This is a genomic window from Streptomyces sp. NPDC111628 (assembly GCF_055635195.1).
Genome location: NZ_JBVKBZ010000003.1, coordinates 1,488,049 through 1,507,926 on the forward strand (window position 1 = coordinate 1,488,049; position 19,878 = coordinate 1,507,926).

20 protein-coding genes are annotated in these 19,878 nt (G+C 73.6%); 8 read left to right on the forward strand and 12 right to left on the reverse strand.

Going from position 1 to position 19,878, the window contains the following annotated elements:
* Positions 1–12: 12 nt before the first annotated feature.
* Both ACZ7MF_RS21795 and ACZ7MF_RS21800 read right to left on the reverse strand, forming a co-directional pair.
* The gene (locus ACZ7MF_RS21795) at positions 13–576 is read right to left on the reverse strand and encodes a hypothetical protein (RefSeq protein ID WP_471478751.1); all 564 of its coding nucleotides are present in this window, start codon (positions 574–576) and stop codon (positions 13–15) included.
* 41 nt (positions 577–617) lie between these two features.
* Positions 618–2,231, reverse strand: a complete 1,614-nt coding sequence (locus ACZ7MF_RS21800; protein WP_471478753.1) for a S8 family peptidase — start codon at positions 2,229–2,231, stop codon at positions 618–620.
* A 318-nt stretch (positions 2,232–2,549) separates the two neighbouring features.
* Between ACZ7MF_RS21800 and ACZ7MF_RS21805 the strand changes: the two genes are divergently transcribed.
* Together ACZ7MF_RS21805 and ACZ7MF_RS21810 are read left to right on the forward strand one after the other, a co-directional pair.
* The gene (locus ACZ7MF_RS21805; protein ID WP_109030041.1) at positions 2,550–3,047 is read left to right on the forward strand and encodes a Rieske (2Fe-2S) protein; all 498 of its coding nucleotides are present in this window, start codon (positions 2,550–2,552) and stop codon (positions 3,045–3,047) included.
* On the forward strand, positions 3,044–3,511 hold the full coding sequence (locus ACZ7MF_RS21810) for a pyridoxamine 5'-phosphate oxidase family protein (protein ID WP_471478755.1): 468 nt from the start codon (positions 3,044–3,046) through the stop codon (positions 3,509–3,511). The genes ACZ7MF_RS21805 and ACZ7MF_RS21810 overlap by 4 nt, the downstream gene beginning before the upstream one ends.
* A 40-nt stretch (positions 3,512–3,551) precedes the next feature.
* Here the strand turns inward: ACZ7MF_RS21810 and ACZ7MF_RS21815 are convergent, their stop codons facing one another.
* A complete protein-coding gene (locus ACZ7MF_RS21815) occupies positions 3,552–4,463 on the reverse strand; it encodes a LysR family transcriptional regulator (protein WP_356863032.1) in 912 nt (303 codons plus the stop codon).
* Positions 4,464–4,537: 74 nt separating this feature from the next.
* Here ACZ7MF_RS21815 and ACZ7MF_RS21820 point away from each other — a divergent pair, with 74 nt between their 5' ends.
* Positions 4,538–5,527 (forward strand): DMT family transporter, encoded by a 990-nt coding sequence (locus ACZ7MF_RS21820; RefSeq protein ID WP_471478759.1) that lies wholly within the window; start codon positions 4,538–4,540, stop codon positions 5,525–5,527.
* Positions 5,528–5,924: 397 nt separating this feature from the next.
* Here ACZ7MF_RS21820 and ACZ7MF_RS21825 read toward each other — a convergent pair whose 3' ends face one another.
* On the reverse strand, positions 5,925–7,262 hold the full coding sequence (locus tag ACZ7MF_RS21825; RefSeq protein WP_471478762.1) for an aminotransferase class I/II-fold pyridoxal phosphate-dependent enzyme: 1,338 nt from the start codon (positions 7,260–7,262) through the stop codon (positions 5,925–5,927).
* Between the two features lie 35 nt (positions 7,263–7,297).
* On the opposite strand from ACZ7MF_RS21825, the gene ACZ7MF_RS21830 reads away from it, so the two are divergent.
* Positions 7,298–7,984: a pyridoxamine 5'-phosphate oxidase family protein gene (locus ACZ7MF_RS21830; protein ID WP_471478764.1), complete on the forward strand. Its 687-nt coding sequence runs from the start codon at positions 7,298–7,300 to the stop codon at positions 7,982–7,984.
* Positions 7,985–8,066: 82 nt separating this feature from the next.
* Here the strand turns inward: ACZ7MF_RS21830 and ACZ7MF_RS21835 are convergent, their stop codons facing one another.
* From ACZ7MF_RS21835 to ACZ7MF_RS21845, 3 genes are all read right to left on the reverse strand, one after another.
* Positions 8,067–9,026, reverse strand: coding sequence for a DMT family transporter (locus ACZ7MF_RS21835; RefSeq protein WP_471478767.1), 960 nt, complete (start codon positions 9,024–9,026; stop codon positions 8,067–8,069).
* Positions 9,027–9,212: 186 nt separating this feature from the next.
* Entirely contained in the window at positions 9,213–10,217 is a 1,005-nt protein-coding gene (locus ACZ7MF_RS21840) for an EamA family transporter (RefSeq protein ID WP_471478769.1), read from the reverse strand.
* Between the two features lie 151 nt (positions 10,218–10,368).
* Positions 10,369–10,908 carry a Clp protease N-terminal domain-containing protein gene (locus ACZ7MF_RS21845; protein WP_471478770.1) on the reverse strand — a complete coding sequence of 180 codons (540 nt, stop codon included), beginning with the start codon at positions 10,906–10,908 and terminating at the stop codon, positions 10,369–10,371.
* Between the two features lie 218 nt (positions 10,909–11,126).
* On the opposite strand from ACZ7MF_RS21845, the gene ACZ7MF_RS21850 reads away from it, so the two are divergent.
* The gene (locus ACZ7MF_RS21850) at positions 11,127–11,294 is read left to right on the forward strand and encodes a hypothetical protein (protein ID WP_471478772.1); all 168 of its coding nucleotides are present in this window, start codon (positions 11,127–11,129) and stop codon (positions 11,292–11,294) included.
* 118 nt (positions 11,295–11,412) lie between these two features.
* On the opposite strand, the gene ACZ7MF_RS21855 is transcribed toward ACZ7MF_RS21850, so the two are convergent.
* From ACZ7MF_RS21855 to ACZ7MF_RS21865, 3 genes are all read right to left on the reverse strand, one after another.
* Complete coding sequence (locus tag ACZ7MF_RS21855) at positions 11,413–12,084, reverse strand: PadR family transcriptional regulator (RefSeq protein WP_471478773.1); 672 nt, start codon at positions 12,082–12,084, stop codon at positions 11,413–11,415.
* Positions 12,085–12,187: 103 nt separating this feature from the next.
* Positions 12,188–12,874 (reverse strand): ABC transporter ATP-binding protein, encoded by a 687-nt coding sequence (locus ACZ7MF_RS21860; protein WP_471478775.1) that lies wholly within the window; start codon positions 12,872–12,874, stop codon positions 12,188–12,190.
* Entirely contained in the window at positions 12,871–13,995 is a 1,125-nt protein-coding gene (locus ACZ7MF_RS21865) for an ABC transporter permease (RefSeq protein ID WP_471478777.1), read from the reverse strand. Before ACZ7MF_RS21865 ends, ACZ7MF_RS21860 begins: the two co-directional genes overlap by 4 nt.
* A gap of 172 nt (positions 13,996–14,167) precedes the next feature.
* Here ACZ7MF_RS21865 and ACZ7MF_RS21870 point away from each other — a divergent pair, with 172 nt between their 5' ends.
* From ACZ7MF_RS21870 to ACZ7MF_RS21880, 3 genes are all read left to right on the forward strand, one after another.
* Positions 14,168–15,382 (forward strand): sensor histidine kinase, encoded by a 1,215-nt coding sequence (locus ACZ7MF_RS21870; RefSeq protein ID WP_471478779.1) that lies wholly within the window; start codon positions 14,168–14,170, stop codon positions 15,380–15,382.
* Complete coding sequence (locus ACZ7MF_RS21875) at positions 15,379–16,014, forward strand: response regulator (protein ID WP_471478781.1); 636 nt, start codon at positions 15,379–15,381, stop codon at positions 16,012–16,014. Before ACZ7MF_RS21870 ends, ACZ7MF_RS21875 begins: the two co-directional genes overlap by 4 nt.
* 155 nt (positions 16,015–16,169) lie before the next feature.
* On the forward strand, positions 16,170–16,979 hold the full coding sequence (locus ACZ7MF_RS21880) for a PhzF family phenazine biosynthesis protein (RefSeq protein WP_471478784.1): 810 nt from the start codon (positions 16,170–16,172) through the stop codon (positions 16,977–16,979).
* 27 nt (positions 16,980–17,006) lie between these two features.
* On the opposite strand, the gene ACZ7MF_RS21885 is transcribed toward ACZ7MF_RS21880, so the two are convergent.
* On the reverse strand, positions 17,007–17,834 hold the full coding sequence (locus tag ACZ7MF_RS21885) for a CPBP family intramembrane glutamic endopeptidase (RefSeq protein ID WP_471478786.1): 828 nt from the start codon (positions 17,832–17,834) through the stop codon (positions 17,007–17,009).
* Positions 17,835–17,915: 81 nt separating this feature from the next.
* Complete coding sequence (locus tag ACZ7MF_RS21890; RefSeq protein ID WP_471478788.1) at positions 17,916–19,433, reverse strand: glutamate-cysteine ligase family protein; 1,518 nt, start codon at positions 19,431–19,433, stop codon at positions 17,916–17,918.
* Positions 19,434–19,878: the final 445 nt, after the last annotated feature.

Genomic DNA, 19,878 nt, shown 5'->3' on the forward strand with positions numbered 1-19,878 from the left:
TCGACGCGGTCGTCAGCACATCTGTGTCTTCATGACGTCGTACGGGCTGTTCCAGCTCGCACAGCCGACGGCACTGTGGTCGTACCAGTTGTGCCCGAACTCGTGCGCGGAGAGCAGGGCGAAGTCGCGCACCATGGTGGACAGGGCGATACGGCCGCCGTAGTTCCAGTTGCAGCCGACGGCGTTGGATATGCCGCAGCCCGTCACGTAGCCGTTGGTGCAGGAGACCGGGGTGCCGCTGGAGGCAGTGCGGACACCGCCTCCCCAGTAGTCGGCGCCGGCGACGATCGCGTTCTCGTAGCCCCGGCAGGAGGCGGTGATGTGGTAGTACCAGCTCGCCTGCGCGACGCCCGCGGACTGCTTCGCCGTGGGCTGCTCCGCCGGCCGCGCCGTCGCCGGGGCACCGGCCCGGTCGCCGGTGAGCGGGACGCCCCCGGTCGCGGCGGTGGCCTCGGCCGACGCGGCGGGCGGGCCGGGGACGGGGGCCGTCGTCTCGGCCGCCTCGGCGGTGAAGGGCAGGGCCGCCAGCAGGAGGGAGGCCAGGAGCGCTCCGGCTCCCCGCTTGAGCACGGACATGTCGGGTCCTTTCAGGGGTGGGGGTGAGGACGGCGGGCGGCTCAGAACTGGAGCGACCAGGCGTTGACGTAGCCGGTGTCGTTGACCCAGTTGTCGGTCACCTTGAGCTTCCAGGTGCCGTTCGCGGGGGCGCCGGAGGCGTCGACGGCGACCGTGCCCCGGACGTCGTCCGCGCTGTCGTAGGCGCCGTAGTCCTTCAGCAGGAAGACATCGCCGTCGGGGGCGACCAACTCGACCCGGACGTCGCCGCGGTAGGTGTGGCGGATGTCGACGGTGACGGAGAGGTCGGCGGGCGCGTTGCCGCTGATGCCGGTGACCGTGAGGGGCGCTTCGACGGTGGCCCCGTCCCGGATCGGGTAGTCGTCGGTGTTCTCGAACCGCTCGCCGTCGGAGGGCGGCGGGGTGTCGCCGCCGGTGCCGGTGAACAGCAGGCGGTTGGGTGACCCGTTGCGGGGGTCGGTGACCTTGCCGGACGTGGCGTCGGCGACCAGTCGTTCGCGGACCTGGGCGGGGGACCAGTCCGGGTGGGCCGACAGCAGCAGGGCGGCGGCACCGGCGACGTGCGGGGAGGCCATCGAGGTGCCGCTGTCGGTGCGGGAGGCGGAGTCGCCCGCGTTGGAGGCGGAGACGATGTTGTCGCCGGGGGCGAAGATGTCCAGGCAGGAGCCGTAGTTGGAGCCCTGTCCGTTGGACCAGCCGCTGGCGCGGGCGTCACGGCTGTCGGTGGCGCCGACGGTGACGGCGGCCGGGGTGGAGGAGGGCGAGTAGGAGCAGGCGTCGGCGTTGTTGTTGCCGGCCGCGACCACCCAGGTGACGCCGGAGGCGATGGAGGCGTTGACGGCGTCGTTGACGGACTGGGTTCTGCCGCCGCCGATGCTCATGTTGGCCACCGAGGGACCGTCGGCGTTCTTGGTGACCCAGTCGATGCCCGCGAGGACCGGCGCCCAGGTGTTGCCCGAGGTTCCCTGGCAGTTGAGCACCCGGACGCTGACCAGCCGGACGTCCTTCGCGACGCCGTGGGCGGCGCCGCCGACGGTACCGGCCACGTGGGTGCCGTGGCCCTGGCAGTCGGAGGCGTCGGAGTCGTCGTCGATGAAGTCGTAGCCGCTGGCCGCGCGGCCGCCGAAGTCGCGGTGGCTGAGGCGGACTCCGGTGTCGACGACGTACGCGGTGACGTCCGGGGCACCGCCGGGGTAGGTGTAGGAGCGGTCGACGGGCAGGTCGCGCTGGTCGATGCGGTCCAGGCCCCAGGAGGGCGGGTTGGGCTGGGTGCCGACCGCGTAGGCCACGGCGTCGGCCTCGACGCGGGCGACCGACGGGTCGGCGGCGAGTTCCTCGGCCCGCTGCTCGGTCATCTTCACCGCGAAGCCGCGCAGGGCGGTGGTGTACGTGTATTGCAGGCTGCCTCCGTGGCGTTCGGCCAGCGCCTTGGCCGAGGCGGGTATGTCGGCTCTGGCGACGTCGTCCTCGAGGGTGACGATGTAGGAGCCCTCGACGGCTCCGGCGCGGTCGGCCCCGACGATGTGGCCCCGGTCGTCGGGCGGTACGGGGGCCGCCGCTCCGTTGGCGGCCGCGGCACCTACGAGCAGGGCGGACGTGGCACCGGCGGCGAGCAGCCCCCGTATGGCACGGACGTCGAACTTGACGGGTTTCATGGGCATCTCCGTGGGGTGTCGTGCGCATGACAAGCCAACGCAAGCCACCTTTCGCGTCGTCCATGCCTCCGGGGCGCGGAATCGGTGCGACGGTGTCTCGCGAAAGGGAACCTAGGCACCGGCCCGGCGCGCGCCTATCCGGGTGTCACGGGCACGGACACGCAAGTAATTGCGGAGCCCGGTACGACTTGGGCAGTTCCACGCGGAGTTGCCCAGCAACTTGTCGGCGAGGGACGGCTGCCGGCCTTGAACAACAAGCACCGCGGGGCCGTACCTCTCGGCAGATCATCACGCATCCACCCCGGAAGGGACCCCAGCATGACCAGCGCATCGTTTCATCCCGCAGCGGGACCGGCCCGTCGTACCGTCGTGGCGGCGGCCGGGGCGGCCGGGCTCACCGCCGTGCTGGCCGCCTGCTCAGGCTCGGACGACGACGCGTCCGGCGACAGCGGCACCGCTCCCTCCGGCAGCCCCTCCCAGGAGGCGGGCGGCGGCGGTTCGGGCGGCGGCGAGAACGCGGGGGCCGGGGCCGCCCTCGCGGCGACGGCCGACATCCCCGAGGGCGGCGGCAAGGTCTTCCCCGACCAGAAGGTGGTGGTGACCCAGCCCGCGGCGGGCGACTTCAAGGCGTTCTCCGCCACCTGCACCCACCAGGGCTGCGCCGTGAAGAGCGTGGCCGACGGGCTCATCAACTGCCCCTGCCACAACAGCAGCTTCTCGATCACCGACGGCAGCGTGCAGGGCGGCCCCGCGCCCAAGCCGCTGCCCGCCGTGCAGATCACGGTCAGCGGGGACTCGATCCGGCTGGCCGGATGACCGTGACGCAGCGCCGGGGGCGCCGGATCATGATGACGCCCGGCGAGCTGGAGGCGTTCCTCACCACCCAGCGCACCTGCCGGGTCGCCACCGTCTCGGCGGACGGCGCCCCGCACGTGAGCACGCTCTGGTTCGTCTGGGACGGCGCCTCGATGTGGCTGTACTCGGTCGTGCGCAGCCGGCGCTGGACCGACCTGCGGCGCGATCCGCGGGTGGCGATCGTCGTCGACACCGGCGAGGAGTACGACGAGTTGCGGGGCGTGGAGCTGTCCGGCCGGGTGGCGTTCGTGGGCGAGTCGCCGCGCACCGGTGAGCTGTGCGCCGAACTCGACTTCCCGGAGACGCTGTTCGCCCGCAAGAACTTCGGCCTCCAGGAGATGCCGCACGACGGCCGGCACGCCTGGCTGCGGCTGACGCCGGAGAAGGTCGTCTCCTGGGACTTCCGCAAGCTGGCACCGGTGTAGCCGCCCGGCGCCCCCGCGCCGTCGTCGCCCCGCCCGCCGTTCAGCCCTCCTCGCCCACCTCCCGCGCCGTCGCCCGCAGGGCGTCCACCGCCGCCCGGATCGACGGGCGGCGGTCGGCGTCCGCGCGCCAGACGACGTACACATGGCGGCGCACCCGCTGCTTCAGCGGCACGGTGACGACCGCGGCGGGCATCGGATGACGGCCGAGCAGCGGTGCGATGCACACGCCGAGCCCCGCGGCGACCAGCCCCAGCTGGGTGTGGGTCTCGGCGGCGCGATGGCCGACGATCGGCTCGATGCCCTTGGAGCGCAGCGTGAACATCAGCCACTCGTGACAGAACTCGCCCTCGCCCCACGTGATCCACTCGTCCTCGGCGAACTCGGCGAGGTCCACCTCGTCCCGGTCGGCCAGCCGGTGGCCGACGGGCAGGGCGACATCGGCGGGGTCGTCCAGGAGCGGCGCCTTGACCAGTCCGTCGGGCAGCGGCATCGGCTTGTTGTACCAGTCGAGCACGACGGCCAGGTCCAGGTCGCCGCGCACCACGCCGTTGATGCCGCGCTCCGGCTCCAGCTCCGAGGAGCGGATGCGCAGTGCGGGGTGCTCGGCACGCAGGGCGGCCAGCGCGGCGGGGAAGAGTCCGCGGGCGGCCGTCGGGAACGCCGACAGCCGCAGCTCGCCCGCCACCTGGCCGCGCTGCGCCTCCAGGTCGGCCTGGGCCAGCTCGACCTGGGAGAGGATGCGGGCCGCGTGCTCGGCGAGCAGCCGGCCGGCGTCCGTGAGCCGTACCCCGCGCCCGTTCTTGGCGAGGAGCCGCTGACCGGCCTCCCGCTCCAGCTTGGCCATCTGCTGGGAGACGGCCGAGGTGGTGATGTGCAGTCCGGCCGCGGCACCGCTCACCGATCCGTGCCGGGCGAGGGCGTCGAGGGTTCGCAGGCGCTCCAGGTTCAACATGTAAGCGATACTACGAGGTACCCCGTGCGAAATCTCGATTGTGCTACGAGGATGGCTGCCTCATCGTTGCCTGCATGAGCAGCAGCGTCCCGTCCCCCTCCGTTTCCTCCCCGGCCCGCCGCGTCCTCGACTGGCGGCTGCGCTTCGGGCTCCTCTCCCTCGTCTGGGGTTTCAGCTTCCTCTTCATGAAGGTGGGCACCGAGAGCTTCGCTCCGTTCCAGGTCACGCTCGGCCGGCTGGCGTTCGGCACGGCGGTGGTCGCCGCGGCGATGGCGGTGAAGCGGGAGCGGCTTCCGCGGGGGGCGTGGACGTGGGTGCACCTGACGGTCGCCGGGTTCCTCCTCAACGCGCTGCCGTTCTCGCTGTTCGCCTTCTCCGAGCTGACCATCCCGTCGTCGCTCGCGGGCATCTGCAACGCGACCTCGCCGCTGTGGGGCATGGCCCTGTCGCTGGTCGCCCTGTCCGAGGACCGGCCGACGCGCCGCCGGGTGGCCGGGCTGGGCATCGGCTTCCTCGGCGTCCTGACCGTGCTCGGCGTCTGGCAGGGCTTCCACGGCCTCGACGTCACGGGCACGGCGCTGGCCCTGCTGGCCTCGCTCAGCTATCCGGTCGGCTGGATCTACGTCCGCCGCACCCTGGCGGGCTCCAGCCACTCCCACCTCTCGCTGACCGGTGCCCAGCTGGGCCTGGCCACGCTGCAACTGGCGGTCGTGACACCGCTGTTCACCTCGGTGCCCACCAGCTTCCCGGTACTCCCCCTGCTGGCGGTCGCGGCCCTGGGCGTGCTCGGCACCGGGCTCGCCTTCCTGATCCAGTACGACCTGGTCGCCGAGGTCGGCCCGACGACGGCCCAGATGGTCACCTACTTCACCCCGGTCATCGCGACGGCCGCGGGCGTCGCCCTCCTCGGCGAGTCGCTGTCCTGGTCGACCCCGGTCGGCGCGGCAGTCGTCCTCGCCGGCGCGGCACTGACCCAGTCCCGGCCCAGGACCGACCGAAGCGGGGCCGCGCCCGCGTCGGAGACCCGGGGGACGACGGGGGTACGACAGGGCTCGCGGGTCTGAAGAGCGGTGCCCCGGGCGCGCGTCGCATCACGCACCCGGCGAGAAGGGCTCGCCGGACCGCCCGGCCCACCGTCCGTGCCGGGAGCCACTCGCCTCCGGGTTCGCCGGGGGGCGCTTCAACGCGGCCCGGGTACGCCCTGCGGCAGCGCTCCCGGGCGGCAGCACATCCCACGCTGCCCGCACGCCCCGCACGCCCGCGCCTCGTACGCCTCGCACGCCCGCGCCTCGTACGCTTCGCACGGCCGAGCGGAGTGGAGCGCAGTGGAACGAGACGCCACCGGACACCCCGCGCCGCCGGACCCCGCTCTCGTCGCGGGGCGTGCCGGTAGGTGCTCCCCGGGTCCGGCGGGCGGCCGTCGGCTCGCGGTCCGGATACCGGGCGGCGCGCCCCCCATCCTCAGACGTAGCTCCGTGGCGGTCCCGACCCCGGACCCGTCGCCGCGGCGACCGCCTCCGCCAGTGGTCCGAGGTCGTCCTCCCCCAGCGTCGAGACGGTGATCCGGATACCGGGCGGCGCGCCCAGCCGGAAGCGGGCGCCGGGGGCGACCGCCCAGCCGGCGTGCAGGAGCCGGGCGACGGCACCCGTCTCGTCCGGCACCGGGATCCACACGTTCATGCCGCTGCGCCCGTACCCGGCGACCCCGTGTTCCGCGAGGGCACCGAGGAGCCCGTCCCTGCGTCGCCCGTACACCCCCGCCACCGCGCGGGCGTCCACCGCGCCGTCGGCCCACAGCCGGGCCACGGCCCGCTGGGTGATGCGGCTGACCCAGCCGGGGCCCAGCCGCTGCCGCCCGCGCACCCGGTCGAGCGTGACACGGTCCCCGGTGAGCACGGCGAGCCGCAGGTCGGGACCGCAGGCCTTGGCGGCGGAGCGGACGAAGGCCCAGTGCCGGGTCGTACCGGCGAGGGGGTGCAGCGGGAGGTCGACGATGCCGTGGCCGTGGTCGTCCTCGATGAGCAGCGTCCCGGGGTGCTCGCGCAGGACGGACCGCAGCGCACGCGCGCGTGCCGCGCCCACCGCGGCGCCGGTCGGGTTCTGCGCGCGGTCGGTGACCACCAGGGCGCGGGCACCGGCCGCCAGGACCCGGTGCACGTCCTCGGGCAGCGGCCCCTGGTCGTCGACCCCGACGGGGACCGTGCGCAGGCCGAGCGCGGGCACCAGGTCCAGGAGGCTGCCCCAGCCCGGGTCCTCGACGGCGACGGCGTCACCGGGCCTGAGATGGGCCGCGAGGACCCGCTCCATGGCGTCCAGGGAGCCGGACGTCACCGCCACGGGCCCGTCCGGTACACCGTCGGCGTCCAGTTCGGCCCGCGCGACGCGGGCCAGCTCCGGATCCACGGGGGCGTGCCCGTACAGCACCGGTTCGCGGTCGCCCTGTGCGGCCGCCACGGCGAACACGGGGCCCAGCGCGGGCAGCAACGCCGGGTCCGGATTGCCGTCGGACACGTCGCGCACACCCGCGGGCACGTCCACGCGGATGAACTCCCGCCCGGTGGTCGCCGGTTTCGCGCGCACCCGGCTGCCCCTCCGCCCGGCCGTCTCGATGACTCCGCGTTCCCGCAGGGTGCGGTAGGCGGCGGCGACGGTGTTCGGGTTCACCCCGAGTCGCTGCGCCAACTCCCGCATCGGCGGCAGCGGTTGCCCCGGTTCCAGCTCCCCCGAGCCCACCGCGCGCTCGACGCTCGCGGAAATCTCCGCTGCGCCCCGCCCTGTGATCCGATACTCTCCTAGCACAAAGCAGATTATGCACTAGTGCAATGGAGAACGCCATGCAGGGGACCACGGGGACGCCGCCGCAGCCCACCGGCACCTACCCGCCCACCGACCGCACCGTCCCCACCCGCTCCCCCGAGCGGGCCGCGTACGACAAGGAGCTGGTGCACGCGATACTCGACGAGGGGTACGTCTGCCACCTCGGTTTCGTCCGCGACGGTGCCCCGGTGGTCCTGCCGACGCTGTACGGCCGGGTGGGCGAGCGGCTCTACGTGCACGGTTCCACGGGCTCGCGCCCACTGCGGATGACGGGGGCGGCCGACCCGGGCCTGCCGGTGTGCCTGACCGTGACGCACGTGGACGCGCTGGTGCTGGCCCGCTCGGCCTTCCACCACTCGATCAACTACCGGTCGGTGGTGGTGCACGGCACGGCGTACGAGGTGACGGACCCCGAGGAGCGGCGCACGGCCCTGGACGCCCTGGTCGACCACGTCGTCCCGGGCCGCTCCCTCGACTCGCGGCCGGCCAACAAGAAGGAGCTGGCCGCCACCGCGGTGATCCGCCTCGACCTGAACGAGGTCTCCGCCAAGCTCCGCACGGGCGGAGTGAACGACGAACCGGAGGACCTCTCCCTCCCGCACTGGGCCGGTCTCGTCCCGTTGCGCAAGGGGTACGAGGCTCCGGTCGCCGACCCGCACCTGACATCCGGCACGGCCCTGCCGGACTACCTCTCGGCCGGGTGACCCCGGCCCGCACGACTGCCTGCCGGCCGGGGCGGCACCGGCCCGCACGGGCGGCGCGGGGCCCCCGGGGAGGCCTTGGCCGTCACGCGGGCGCCGGTCGCGTCCGCGCCTCCCGCGCCGCCCGTGTCTCCGCCACCGCGAGCCCCGCGACGGAGCCGAGCATCAGCAGTGTGCCGGCCAGGGTCGCCGCCGTGAGGTGCTCGCCGAGGAGCAGGACGGCGAGCGCGGCGGCGCTGACCGGCTCCAGGAGCATGATCACGGAGACGGTCGCGGAGCGGACGACGGCCGCGCCGGCGAAGTAGAGCCCGTAGGCGAGCGCGGTCGGGACGGCCGCGACGTAGGCAAGCAGCCACAGGAGCCGGACCGGTTCGACGGTGTGCGGCACCAGGCCCTCGGCCAGGGCGAGCGGCAGCAGGCACAGGCTCGTGACGGCGAACGCCCCGACGGACGTACCGGCCGCGTCCGCCCCGCCGCCCCTCCCCCACCAGCGGGTGAGCAGCGTCATCACCGAGTACCCGGCGGCGGACAGCAGCGCGAGGAGCACACCCGGCAGGCGGACGGTCGCACTCCCGCCGCCGAGGACGAGCACCAGGAGTCCGGCGAGGGCGCCGACCACGGCCGCGGCACCCCCCGCTCCCAGCTGTTCACCGAGGGCGAGGCGCGCACCGAGGGCGATCAGTACGGGCCCCGCGCCGAGGGTGACCACCGTGGCCACGGCGAGTCCGGTGGACTGCACGGCGGCGAAGTAGGCGGTCTGGAACACCGCGAGCCCGACGCCGGTGACCCCGGCCCGCAGCGCCTTGCGGGCGAACGGTTCGCGGACCGCCGGGCGCACCCGCGGCCGCAGCGGCCGCAGCGGGCGGACGGCGAGCAGCAGCACCAGCCCCACCGCGCAGCGCCAGAACGACAGGGCGACGGGCCCCATGTCGCTGGCGCGGTAGACCAGCGAGGCGGCGGCACCGGCGGTGCCCCAGGCGACACCGGCGACGATCAGATAGAGGAGGCCACGCCCTACGGGCAGGCCGGAGACGGCATTCGACACGAGTTCTCTCCGCAGACGCGCACGAGGCGCGGAAGTTCGGGGCGGCCCGGAACGACCGGGGCGCGAGGACTTTCGTCTGCGGGCAGCACCGTCCGGCCCGGCGACAGCGCGCCGGGCTCGCTACAGGGCCCGCCTCAGGCGGCCGGAGGCGGGAGGACGAGCGCGTCGGAATGCATGATCCGCACCCTAGGTCGACGTTCCCCGGCTCGACAACTCCCTTTCGGGACCGCCACTGGCCACCGGGTCGGCGGAGCCCTTCGCCGGGGTCGAGGACTGGGCGATGAAGGCGCCCGCCAGCACGACGACGCCGCCGACGATCTGCGGGGCGGAGAGGTGCTCGCCCAGCAGCACCCACGCCAGGACGGTCGCGATGACCGCTTCCAGGCAGGCCACGACTCCGGCGACCTGCGGCGACAGCCGGCGTACGGCCACGATTCCGGTGACGTAGGCGAGCACCGTGGCGATGAGCACGACCCAGGCCAGCAGCAGGGCGGCGGCGACGGGCGTGCCGTCCATGGGGGCCGTTCCGGCGAGGACGGACCAGTCCATCGACCAGGGCCGGGCGACGACGGTGAGCACGGCGGCACCGACGAGCAGGCCGTAGGCGATGACGCCGAGCGGGTCGGGCGCCTCCTCACCGGCGTCGCTGCCGTGGTCGGACAGGACGAAGTAGCCGACCTGGCAGCAGGCGGCGCCGAGGGCGAGCAGCAGTCCGAGGGCGTCGAAGCCCAGCCCCGACCAGATTTCGACCACGCAGGCGAGTCCGCCGACCGCCAGGACCACGCCGAGCGCGGCGGCCCGTGTGACCGGCCGGCGCTGTACGAACCGCACCCAGCCGAGGACCAGGGCGGGCGCCAGGTACTCGACCAGCAGCGCGACGCCGACGGGGATGCGTGAGATGGAGGCGAAGTAGCAGGCCTGCACACCGGCCACGGCGAACAGTCCGTACCCGGCGACCAGCGCGGGGCGGCGGCGCAGCAGGGCGCGGTGGCGCACGGCGAGCGGCAGCATCACCAGGGCCGCGCCCGCGACGCGCAGCCAGACCACGTGGAGCGGATCGAGTCCGGCCTCGATCAGCGGTTTGGCCGCGACTCCGGAACCTCCGAAGGCGAACGCGGAGACCAGTGCCAGGCCGAGCCCGGTGCCCTTGCCGCGGCTGCCGCGGGCGCTGTCAGACGTATGCACCGGCACATGATGACAGGGGTCGACATGACCGTCACCCCCAATGACACCTGTCTCACCGACTGGACGGCGCGAGGACGCACGCTCTGGGGAGCGGGCGAGGGACGCGGGAGGAACGCGGGAGGAGCGAGTGAGGGGCGCCGAAGGGACCAGAACGGGCTCAGGGCGTCGGCTCGAAGTGGCTCTCCACTCGGGCGAGCACGGTGTGCGACTCGACGGCGGCGCGGGCCAGCACCTCGGCGGCGCGCGTCCGCGGGTCCGCGACCAGGGCGGCGAGCAGGTCCGGGCCACCGGCCCGGGCCGCCCCGCGCCGGGCCGCCCGTGCGCACGCGTCCTCCATGGCCGCCGCGGCGGGCGGAGAGAACCCGGCGGCTCCGGTCACGACGGGTACGGCGCCGGAGTCCTCGACGGAGCTCTGCCAGCGCAGCCCGTAACCGATGCTGCGCTGCACGAGGTAGCCGAGGACACGCACGACCCGCGGCCCGTCCCCGAGCAGCTCACGGGAGTCCGCGTCGCACTCGAGCAGCGAGTGCAGCAGATGGGCGGTGTCGATCTGCCGGTCCCCGTCCCGCACCGCCCGGCGGCGGGCGCCGGAGACCGCCGAGGCCAGTTCCGCGTCGAACCGGTCCTCGATGTCGGTGCCGTCCGGCCACCGGCCGCGTTGCTCGCCGGCCGACTGCCGGGGGATACGGGGTTGCACATCCCCAGCTCATCAGTCCCTCGGACCCCGGTCATCCCCGAGGGGGAGCATTTCGCCGTCCCACGCGGAGTGGACCCGCCCGGACAGATCTCCTCCTTGTGGATGAGATCAGGCCGTTTCGGCCCGGCGGGCGCGCGCCGCCTTGCCACACGCCCCCTGGGGCAACCGAAACGTGTCCTCGCGGGTCGAACGGGGGCATGAGGAGCAGGTGCTGGCTCGTGGCGCTGCCCGCCGTCGACGGCAGGCAGTACGTGTACCGGGTGGACGCCCCGGCGGAGGCGCTGCTCGCCGACCTGTTCTGGGAGGCGTGGCACTGCCACGACGAGAGTGCCTTCCCGCGCGCGTGGGACGTCTTCGACTCGGCGGTGATACGGCGCGTCGACTGAACGCCCGCCATCCCCCGGCCGCCCGGCCCCACACGCGAAGGTGCCCCGCGGATCCACTCCGCGGGGCACCTTCGTCCTCGTCCGCAGCGGTGCTCGGTCCGCAGCGGTGCTCGCCGTGTCAGTCCTCGTCGGCGAGGATCAGGTACAGCTTCTTGCGGGCGTCGCCGATGACGGCGAGCGCCTTCTCCCGCTGCTCCTTGCTGCCGGTCTTCCAGACCTGGCCGAAGGCCTCCATCAGTCCGAAACCGGCCTGCCGGATGTCGTTGAGGGCCTCCCAGTCGACGCCTCGCGAGGCCTCCTCCCAGGGTGCCTCCGGGCCTTCCTCGGCCGCGGTGCGGCCCGCCTCGGTGAGTGCGAAGAGCTTCTTGCCGCCCTCGCTCTCGCTGGCGATCAGCCCCTCGTCCTCCAGCAGCTGAAGGGTGGGGTACACCGAACCGGGGCTGGGCTTCCACGCCCCGCCGCTGCGCTCGGCGATCTCCTGGATCATCTCGTAACCGTGCATCGGCCGGTCCTTCAGGAGGGCCAGGATCGAGGCGCGTACGTCGCCTCGCCGTGCCCTTCCCCTGGGTCCGCCGCGTCCTCGGCCGCCCCAGGGGCCCCCGTGACCGAAGCCGGGCCCGAAGGGACCGCCGGGACCGCCGGGGCCGCCGCCGGGACCACCCGGCCCGAAGGGGCCGAATGCCGCACGCCGGCCGTCGAAGCCGCCTCGGCCGAAGGGTCCGAAGGGGCCGCCCTCTCCGTGGCCGGGACCGTGTCCGCCGTGTCCACGCTCGTATCCGTGGCTGTGCATCGCCATCACTCCATTCAGTCGTTGATCTGTCGCGATGCCTCAACGATATATCGGAACGTATCGCATGACAAGGCCCCCGCCGACCCGGGTCCGGTGCCGGCCCTCAGCTGCTGCTGTGTGCCGGCAGACGGAGGCGGCCGTCGTGGACCTCGGCGATCCGGTCGGCGGCCGTGAGGTGGGTGCGGTCGTGGGTGACCAGCACGGTGGCGCTCGCCCGCTGGTGGGTGAGGCGGGTGATCAGCGCGATGACGGCGGCGCCGCGCTCGTGGTCGAGGGCGCTCGTGGGTTCGTCGACCAGGAGGACGGTGGGGTCGTTCATCAGCGCCCGCGCGAGGGCGACGCGCTGGCGCTGGCCGCCGGAGAGCTGGTGGGGACGGCGGCCCGCCTGTCCGGCCAGCCCGACCGCGTCGAGGAGCTCCATCGCCCGGCCCCGTGCGGCGCGCGGCCTGCGGCCGTCGATCTGGGCCATGACCTGCAGTTGTTCGACGGCGGTGAGCGAAGGCAGCAGGTTGGGCTGCTGGAAGACGATGCCGATCCGGTGGCGGCGCAGTGCGGTCAGCTCGCCGCGGCTCAGGCCGGTGGTGGGCGTGCCGTCGACGGTGACGGTCCCGGCGTCGGGCGTGATGAGCGTGGCGGCGACGGCCAGCAGACTGGACTTGCCGGAGCCGGAGGGACCGACCACGGCGGTCAGGCTGCCCCTGGGGACCTCCAGGCTGACCCGGTCGAGCGCGGTCAGGCGCTCCCCGCCGTCGGGGTAGGTGAGGGTGACGTCGGTCAGGTGCAGGCTCATCGGGCGCTCCCCAGGGCGGTCAGCGGGTCGACGGAGGTGATCCGGCGGATGGACAGGGCGGCTCCGAGTGCGCCGAGGAGGACCATCACGGCGGCCGGGAGGAGGACGGTCGCGGGAGTGAGGAGGAACGGCACGGACGAGCCCGCCGCGAGGGCCCCCAGGGCGGCGGCGCCGCCGGTACCGAGCAGGGTGCCGCCCGCCAGCAGGACGACGGCCTGGCCGAGGGCGTCCTTGAGGAGACCGCCGGTGGAGGCACCGAGCGCCTTGAGAACGGCGACGTCACCGCTGCGCTGAATGGTCCACACGGTGAAGAAGGCGCCGACGACGAGCGCGGAGATGGCGAACAGGAAGCCGCGCATCAGCTGCAGTGAACCGTTCTCGGAGGTGTAGGAGCCGATCGCGGACAGCGAGTCGGCGGTGGCGACGGTCCTGGTGCCGGCCTTCTCGTCCACGGCCGCCACGTCGGCCTCCGAGGTGGTGTTCAGCGCGATGACGGTGGCGGTGGCGTCACTCGCACCCCCGGTGACGGTGGCGGTGGCGCCGTCTTCGCCCTCGCCGCCGGCGGGAGGCGCGGCCTTCCGCCACACGTCCAGGCTGGTCCAGACGACCGGGGTGTGGCTGAAGAAGGCGTCGCCCCGCACGGCGGCCACCCTCAGCCGCTGCCCGGCAAGGGCGAAGGAGTCGCCGCGCCGCACCCCGAGATCGTCGGCGGCCGTGGTGGACAGCACCGCCGCGCCGTCGTCGATCCCGCCGCCGGGGGCGAGGCGGGAGCCGGGCCGCACACCGAAGGCGGAGACGCCGGCGCTGCGGTCCCCCGCGGTGGCCTTGGTGGTGGTGATGCCGAGCGGTTCGGCGGCCTCGACGCCGGGGGCCTCCGACCACTGCCGCCACTGCCGCTCGGTGACCGTGGAGTCGGCGTACGAGAGGTCCCCTCCCCCGCCGGGAGCCCGGAAGGCGATCCGGTCGGCGGGCAGGTCCGTGATGGCGGAGGTGTTCTGCCGTCCCAGTCCGGCCGTGAGCCCGGACAGCAGCCCGACCAGCAGGGTGATCAGCACGATGACGGTCCCCATCAGGGCGAAGCGCCCCTTGGCGAACTTGAGGTCTCTCCAGGCGACGAACACGGCCTCGGCCTGTCCTTTCCGACGGTGGCAGCGGTACGGCCCCCACCGTCGCCGCCGACCCCCCACACGCGCGTCCGGCACAGGAGGTCAATTCCCGGGCCGGAAGGCGGCACGCGGGTTGTAACTTTCGACGGAGGCCCCGGGCGTCGGCCTTTCGTAGCCTGGGAGCACTGTGAACGTTTCCACCCCCGCCCCGACGCCGACCACCCGGGCCCTGACCTGGTGCCTGCACCTGCTGGTCGTCGGGCTGCTCGGGCTGGTCGCCGCCCGGGCCGTGACGGACGGCCGGTCCCGCACCGGAACGATCGTCGCCGTGGCGGTGGCGTGCGGCCTGGTGTACGCGGCCGGGCCGCTCCTGCCCCGGGTGCGTCTCGTCCGGCGGGTCGCGGCCTGGTGGCTGGCAGCGGTGGGCGCCGTCTGGCTGGCGCTGCTGGCGCTGTCGCCCGAAGCGGTCTGGGTCGCCTTCCCGCTGTACTTCCTCCAGCTCCACCTGCTGTCGCGCCGCGCCGGACTGGTCGCCGTGACCGCCACCACCGTCGCGGCCGTCGCCGGGTTCGCCGCCCACACCGGCTCCTTCGGCCCGGCGATGGTCATCGGTCCCGCGCTGGGCGCCGCCGTCGCCGTCGCGGTGGTGTGGGGCTATCAGGCCCTCTACCGCGAGAGCGAGCGCCGCAGACGGCTGATCAAGGAGCTGACCGTCACCCGCGCCGACCTCGCCCGGGCCCAGCACACCGCCGGTGTGCTCGCCGAACGCGAGCGGCTGGCCCGCGAGATCCACGACACGCTCGCCCAGGGCCTGTCCAGCATCCAGCTGCTGCTGCGCGCCGCCGAACGCGCGCTGCCCGAGCGGCCCGATGCAGCCGCCGGCCACGTCGTCGCGGCACGGCAGGCCGCCGTGGACAATCTCGCCGAGGCCCGCCGCTTCGTCGCCGCTCTCACCCCGCCCGCCCTGGAGGGCACCACGCTGGCCGACGCCCTGGAGCGCCTGTGCGCCACGGCCCGCGTCCGGCACCGCATCACCGCCCGCTTCCACCTCGTCGGGTCCCCGGCCCCGCTGCCCACGGCCCACGAGGTCGCCCTCCTGCGCGTCGCCCAGTCAGCCCTGGCCAACACGGTCCGCCACGCCCACGCGGGCACGGCCGAGATCACCCTCAGCCACCTCGGCGACCATGTCGCCCTGGACGTGGTCGACGACGGCACCGGCTTCGACCCCGACGAGCTGCCCCCGCCCGACCCCGAGGCGGGCGGCTTCGGGCTGGCCGCCATGCGCGCCCGCCTGGATGCCCTGGGCGGCACCCTGTCCATCGAGTCCGCACCCGGCCACGGCACCGTCCTGGCCGCCCGGCTGCCCCTCGTCCCGCCCACCGAGCCCGAGGCCCACCCGTGACCGACAGCCCCGTCCGCCTGCTCCTCGCCGACGACCACCCCGTGGTCAGGGCCGGGCTGCGCGCCGTACTGGAGACCGAACCCGGCATGGTGGTGGTGGCCGAGGCGGCCACCGCCGAGGAGGCCGTCACACGCGCCGCGCAGGGCGACATCGACGTCGTGCTGATGGACCTGCAGTTCGGCAAGGGGATGAACGGTGCCGAGGCCACCGCCGCCATCGCCGCCCGCCCCGGGGCCCCGCGGGTGCTGATCGTCACCACGTACGACTCGGACGCCGACACCCTGCCCGCCATCGAAGCCGGAGCCACCGGGTACCTCCTCAAGGACGCACCGCCCGAGGACCTGGCCGACGCCGTGCGCACCGCCGCCGCCGGAGGCACCGCGCTGGCCCCCGCCGTCGCCGACCGGCTCATGAACCGGCTGCGCACCCCCGGCACCACCCTGACCCGGCGCGAGACGGAGGTCCTGGCGCTGGTGGCCGACGGCCTGTCCAACCAGGCCATCGGCCAACGGCTGCACCTCACCGAGGGCACCGTGAAGTCCCACCTGGCCCGCGTCTACGCCAAGCTCGACGTCGACTCGCGCACCGCCGCCGTCGCCACCGCGGCCTCCCTCGGCCTGATCCGCCGCTGACCGCACGCGCCTGGCGTCGAAGCCTGCGACAGTCCGGGAACCCACGAGAAGGCCGAACCACGAGAAGGCAAGACGACCGAACCCACGAGAAAAGGGGTCCAGCACTCCGGGATTGGCCTTGGTCCACGGCCCGGTGCGGGCTCTAGCGTCGGGCCATGCGCATCCGAATCGTCGACGCCTTCACCGACCGGCCCTTCGCCGGCAACCCGGCCGGGGTCCTGCTCCTCGACACCTTCCCGGACGACGACCGGCTCCAGCGGGTCGCCCTGGAGGTCAACCACTCCGAGACCGCGTTCGCCCACCGCCTGCCCGCGGGCGGCGAGGCGGACTGGGCGCTGCGCTGGTTCACGCCGGCCACCGAGGTCGCCATGTGCGGCCACGCCACGCTCGCCACGGCGCACGTCCTGCACACCACCGGCGCCCACGAGGGGCCGGTGCGGTTCGCCACCCGCAGCGGCGTCCTGGCGGCGACGCCCCGCGAGGACGGCTCGTTCACCCTGGACTTCCCGACCGCGCCACTCACCCCGGTCGAGGCACCGCCGGGCATCGCCGCGGCCCTGGGCGCCGAGCCCCGCACCGTCCTGGACACCGGGCCGAACATCGGGGACCTGCTGGTCGAGGTCGCCGACGAGGAGACCGTCCGCGGCCTGTCGCCGGACCTCGGGGCGCTGGCCGCCCACTCCGAGCGCGGCATCATCGCCACCGCCCGCGCCGAGGACCCGGCCCGCGGTTACGACTACGTCTCCCGCTGCTTCTTCCCCAACGTCGGCATCGACGAGGACCCGGTCACCGGCAGCGCGCACACCGCCCTGGCCCCCTTCTGGTCCGAGCGCCTCGGGCGTCCCGACCTCATCGGGCTCCAGGCGTCGTCCCGCTCCGGCCGGGTGCGCACGGAACTGCGCGGCGGACGCACGCTGCTGAGCGGGCACGCGGTGACGGTGATCGACGGCGAACTGCTGGTCTGACCCCGCGGCGGCGCGGGCCCCGGTCGGTCACGCCGTCGGCAGCCAGTCCACCTTCCCGGCGAGCAGCCCGTAGCCGACGAAGGCCCCGATGTCGAGCAGTGAGTGCGCCACGACCAGCGGGCCCACGCGGCCCCAGCGGCGGTACAGGTAGACGAACACGACGCCCATCACCATGTTGCCGATGAACCCGCCGATCCCCTGGTAGAGGTGGTACGACCCGCGCAGCACGGAACTGGCCGCCAGTGACGCGCCCGCGCCCCAGCCGAGCTGGTCGAGCCGGCGCAGCAGGTAGCCGACGACGACGACCTCCTCCAGGACGGAGTTCTGCACCGCCGAGAGGATGAGCACCGGGTATTTCCACCACACGTCGGGCAGGGCCTCGGGTACCACGGTGAGGTTGAAGCCGAGGCCGCGCGCGGCGAGGTAGAAGGCGATGCCGGTACTGCCGATGACGGCGGCGACGGCGGCCCCGCGGCCCAGGTCGGGCCAGGGACGGGTGCGGTCGAAGCCGAGGGTGCGCAGACTGCGCCCCTCGCGCAGCAGGAAGTGCGCGACGAGGGCGACCGGGACGAGCGCCGTGGTGATCCCGAAGAGCTGCCAGGCCAGGTCGAGCCAGGGGCGGCCGGGTGCCGCGGAGGCGTTGAGGGTGGCCGCCTGGTCCTTGAGCCCGCCCGGCCGGGTGACCGAGCCGATGAAGCTGATGAGCGCGGACACGCCGCTCGCACCGAGCGACAGCGCGAGGACGAGCAGCGTCTCGTCACGCAGGATCCGCCGCGTAAGCCGCTCCTCGGTCAAGGACCGCTCGCCGAGTCGCTTGTGAGGGAACGCATCGTCCACCGGGCCCGCCTCCGCCATGCACACCTGCCTCCAGCTGGGACGTCACAGCTTGCCCGATCAGTATGGGGCGGCGCGCGGCGGGGGCGGGTCGGGCGGCGGTCAGCTGAGCGGCGCCGGTTCCGGAAGGCCCACCGGCCACAGGTGCACCGGGTCCCCCTCGCGCATCAGCTCGACGTAGCGGCGGGTCGTGGCGGCCAGCGCGGCCTCCCGGGACAGTCCGGCCTCCAGCGCCCGGTGGAACGTGGCCGCCTGCCACGAGGCGCCGTTGACCCGGCGCCGGCACCGCTCCTCGATCACGCCGAGGTAGAGGTCCCGGTCGGCGGGCTCCACCCCCCACGCGTCGAGACCGGCCTCGGCGAGCGGCAGCAGTTCGTCGCGTACGAGGACGGCGGCGTCGACCTCGGTGGTGCCGCCGAGGCGGCCGCGCCGGGGCCACTCGAAGCGGGCGTCGATGCCGTGGCGGCACGCGGCCTCGAAGTTGGCGGCGGCGGCCTCGAACGGCAGCCGGGTCCACACCGGCCGGGGCTCCTCGGCGAGCGCGCGCACGACCCCGTAGTAGAAGGCCGCGTTGGCGATGACGTCGGTGACGGTGGGCCCGGCGGGCAGGACGCGGTTCTCGACGCGCAGGTGCGGGACGCCGTCGGCGATGTCGTAGACGGGGCGGTTCCAGCGGTAGACGGTGCCGTTGTGCAGGACGAGTTCGGACAGGGAGGGCACGCCGCCCGCGTCGAGGACGTCCAGCGGGTCCTCGTCGTCGCAGATCGGCAGCAGCGCCGGGAAGTAGCGCCGGTTCTCCTCGAACAGGTCGTAGGCCGAGGTCACCCACCGCTCCCCGAACCAGGTGCGCGGCCGCACGCCCTGGGCCTGCAGTTCGGGCGGGCGGGTGTCGGTGGACTGCTGGAAGAGCGGGGGCCGCGACTCGCGCCACAGTTCGCGCCCGAAGAGGAAGGGTGCGTTGGCGCCGAGGGCGATCTGGGCGGCGGTCACCGCCTGGGCCGCGTTCCACACGTCGGCGAAGCGGTCCGGGGTGACCTGGAGATGCAGTTGCACCGAGGTGCAGGCGGCCTCGGGTGCGATGGACTTGGAGGTGCAGGTCAGTCGTTCGACGCCCTCGATGTCGAGGGTGAAGTCCTCTCCGCGGGCGGCCACTATCTGTTCGTTGAGCAGGGCGTAGCGGTCGACGGCGGAGAGATTGGACGAGACCAGGTCGTCCCGGTCCAGCGTCGGCAGAATGCCGATCATCGCGATTCCCGCGTCGACCTCGCCCGCCTTGCGATCCGCATATGCCAAGGACGTACGGATCTCTTCGGCGAGCCGATCGAATACCCGGCCGCCCAGACGGTGGGGAGCTATGTTGACTTCCAGGTTGAACATGGCGAGTTCTGTCTGGAAGTCACGGCTCGCGATGCGCTCGAGGACTTGCGCATTCAACATTTTCGGCATCCCGTCGGCACCGACGAGATTCAATTCGATCTCCAGCCCCATCAGGTTCTTCGGGCGGTCGAACCGCTTCTCCGCCAGAAGTCGCTCCAGGCCCGTCAGGCACCGCTGGAGCTTCTCGCGGTAGCGCTGGCGATCGGACAGGTCGAACTGACCCGCCACGACCTTCTCCCCCATGGAAGAGTCCCTTCTCGGAGCGATGAGTGGACGATCCGGCCGCCGCTGGCCGGTGGCCGGTCAGGTGGGATGATGCCCAGCCGAAGCGATCGATAACGTCCCCGTACCGGCCCGGCAGCCGCTACGCTGTGCCGGTGTGACCGGTGGCACATTCACCGGGCATGGCACGTCGAGCAGTTTCCCGGGCCGACAACTCGTGAAAAACGCCGACGACAATTGGCCGACCGCTCGGTGAACATTCCCCGAGGTCACCGCCGTACACCCGGTCCGAAATGCGGAGGATTACCGCATGTCGACGGCCGAATGCAACCTTGTACTCGTTACCGGAATCGGCTAGCCGAAACACAGTCTGAACACGTGTCGTATAAACTCCGCGGACAGGCAGTGGACCGGCGCCCACGGTCGCAGGATCCTGCCGTCGAGCTGACGCGCGGCAGGCCTCCCC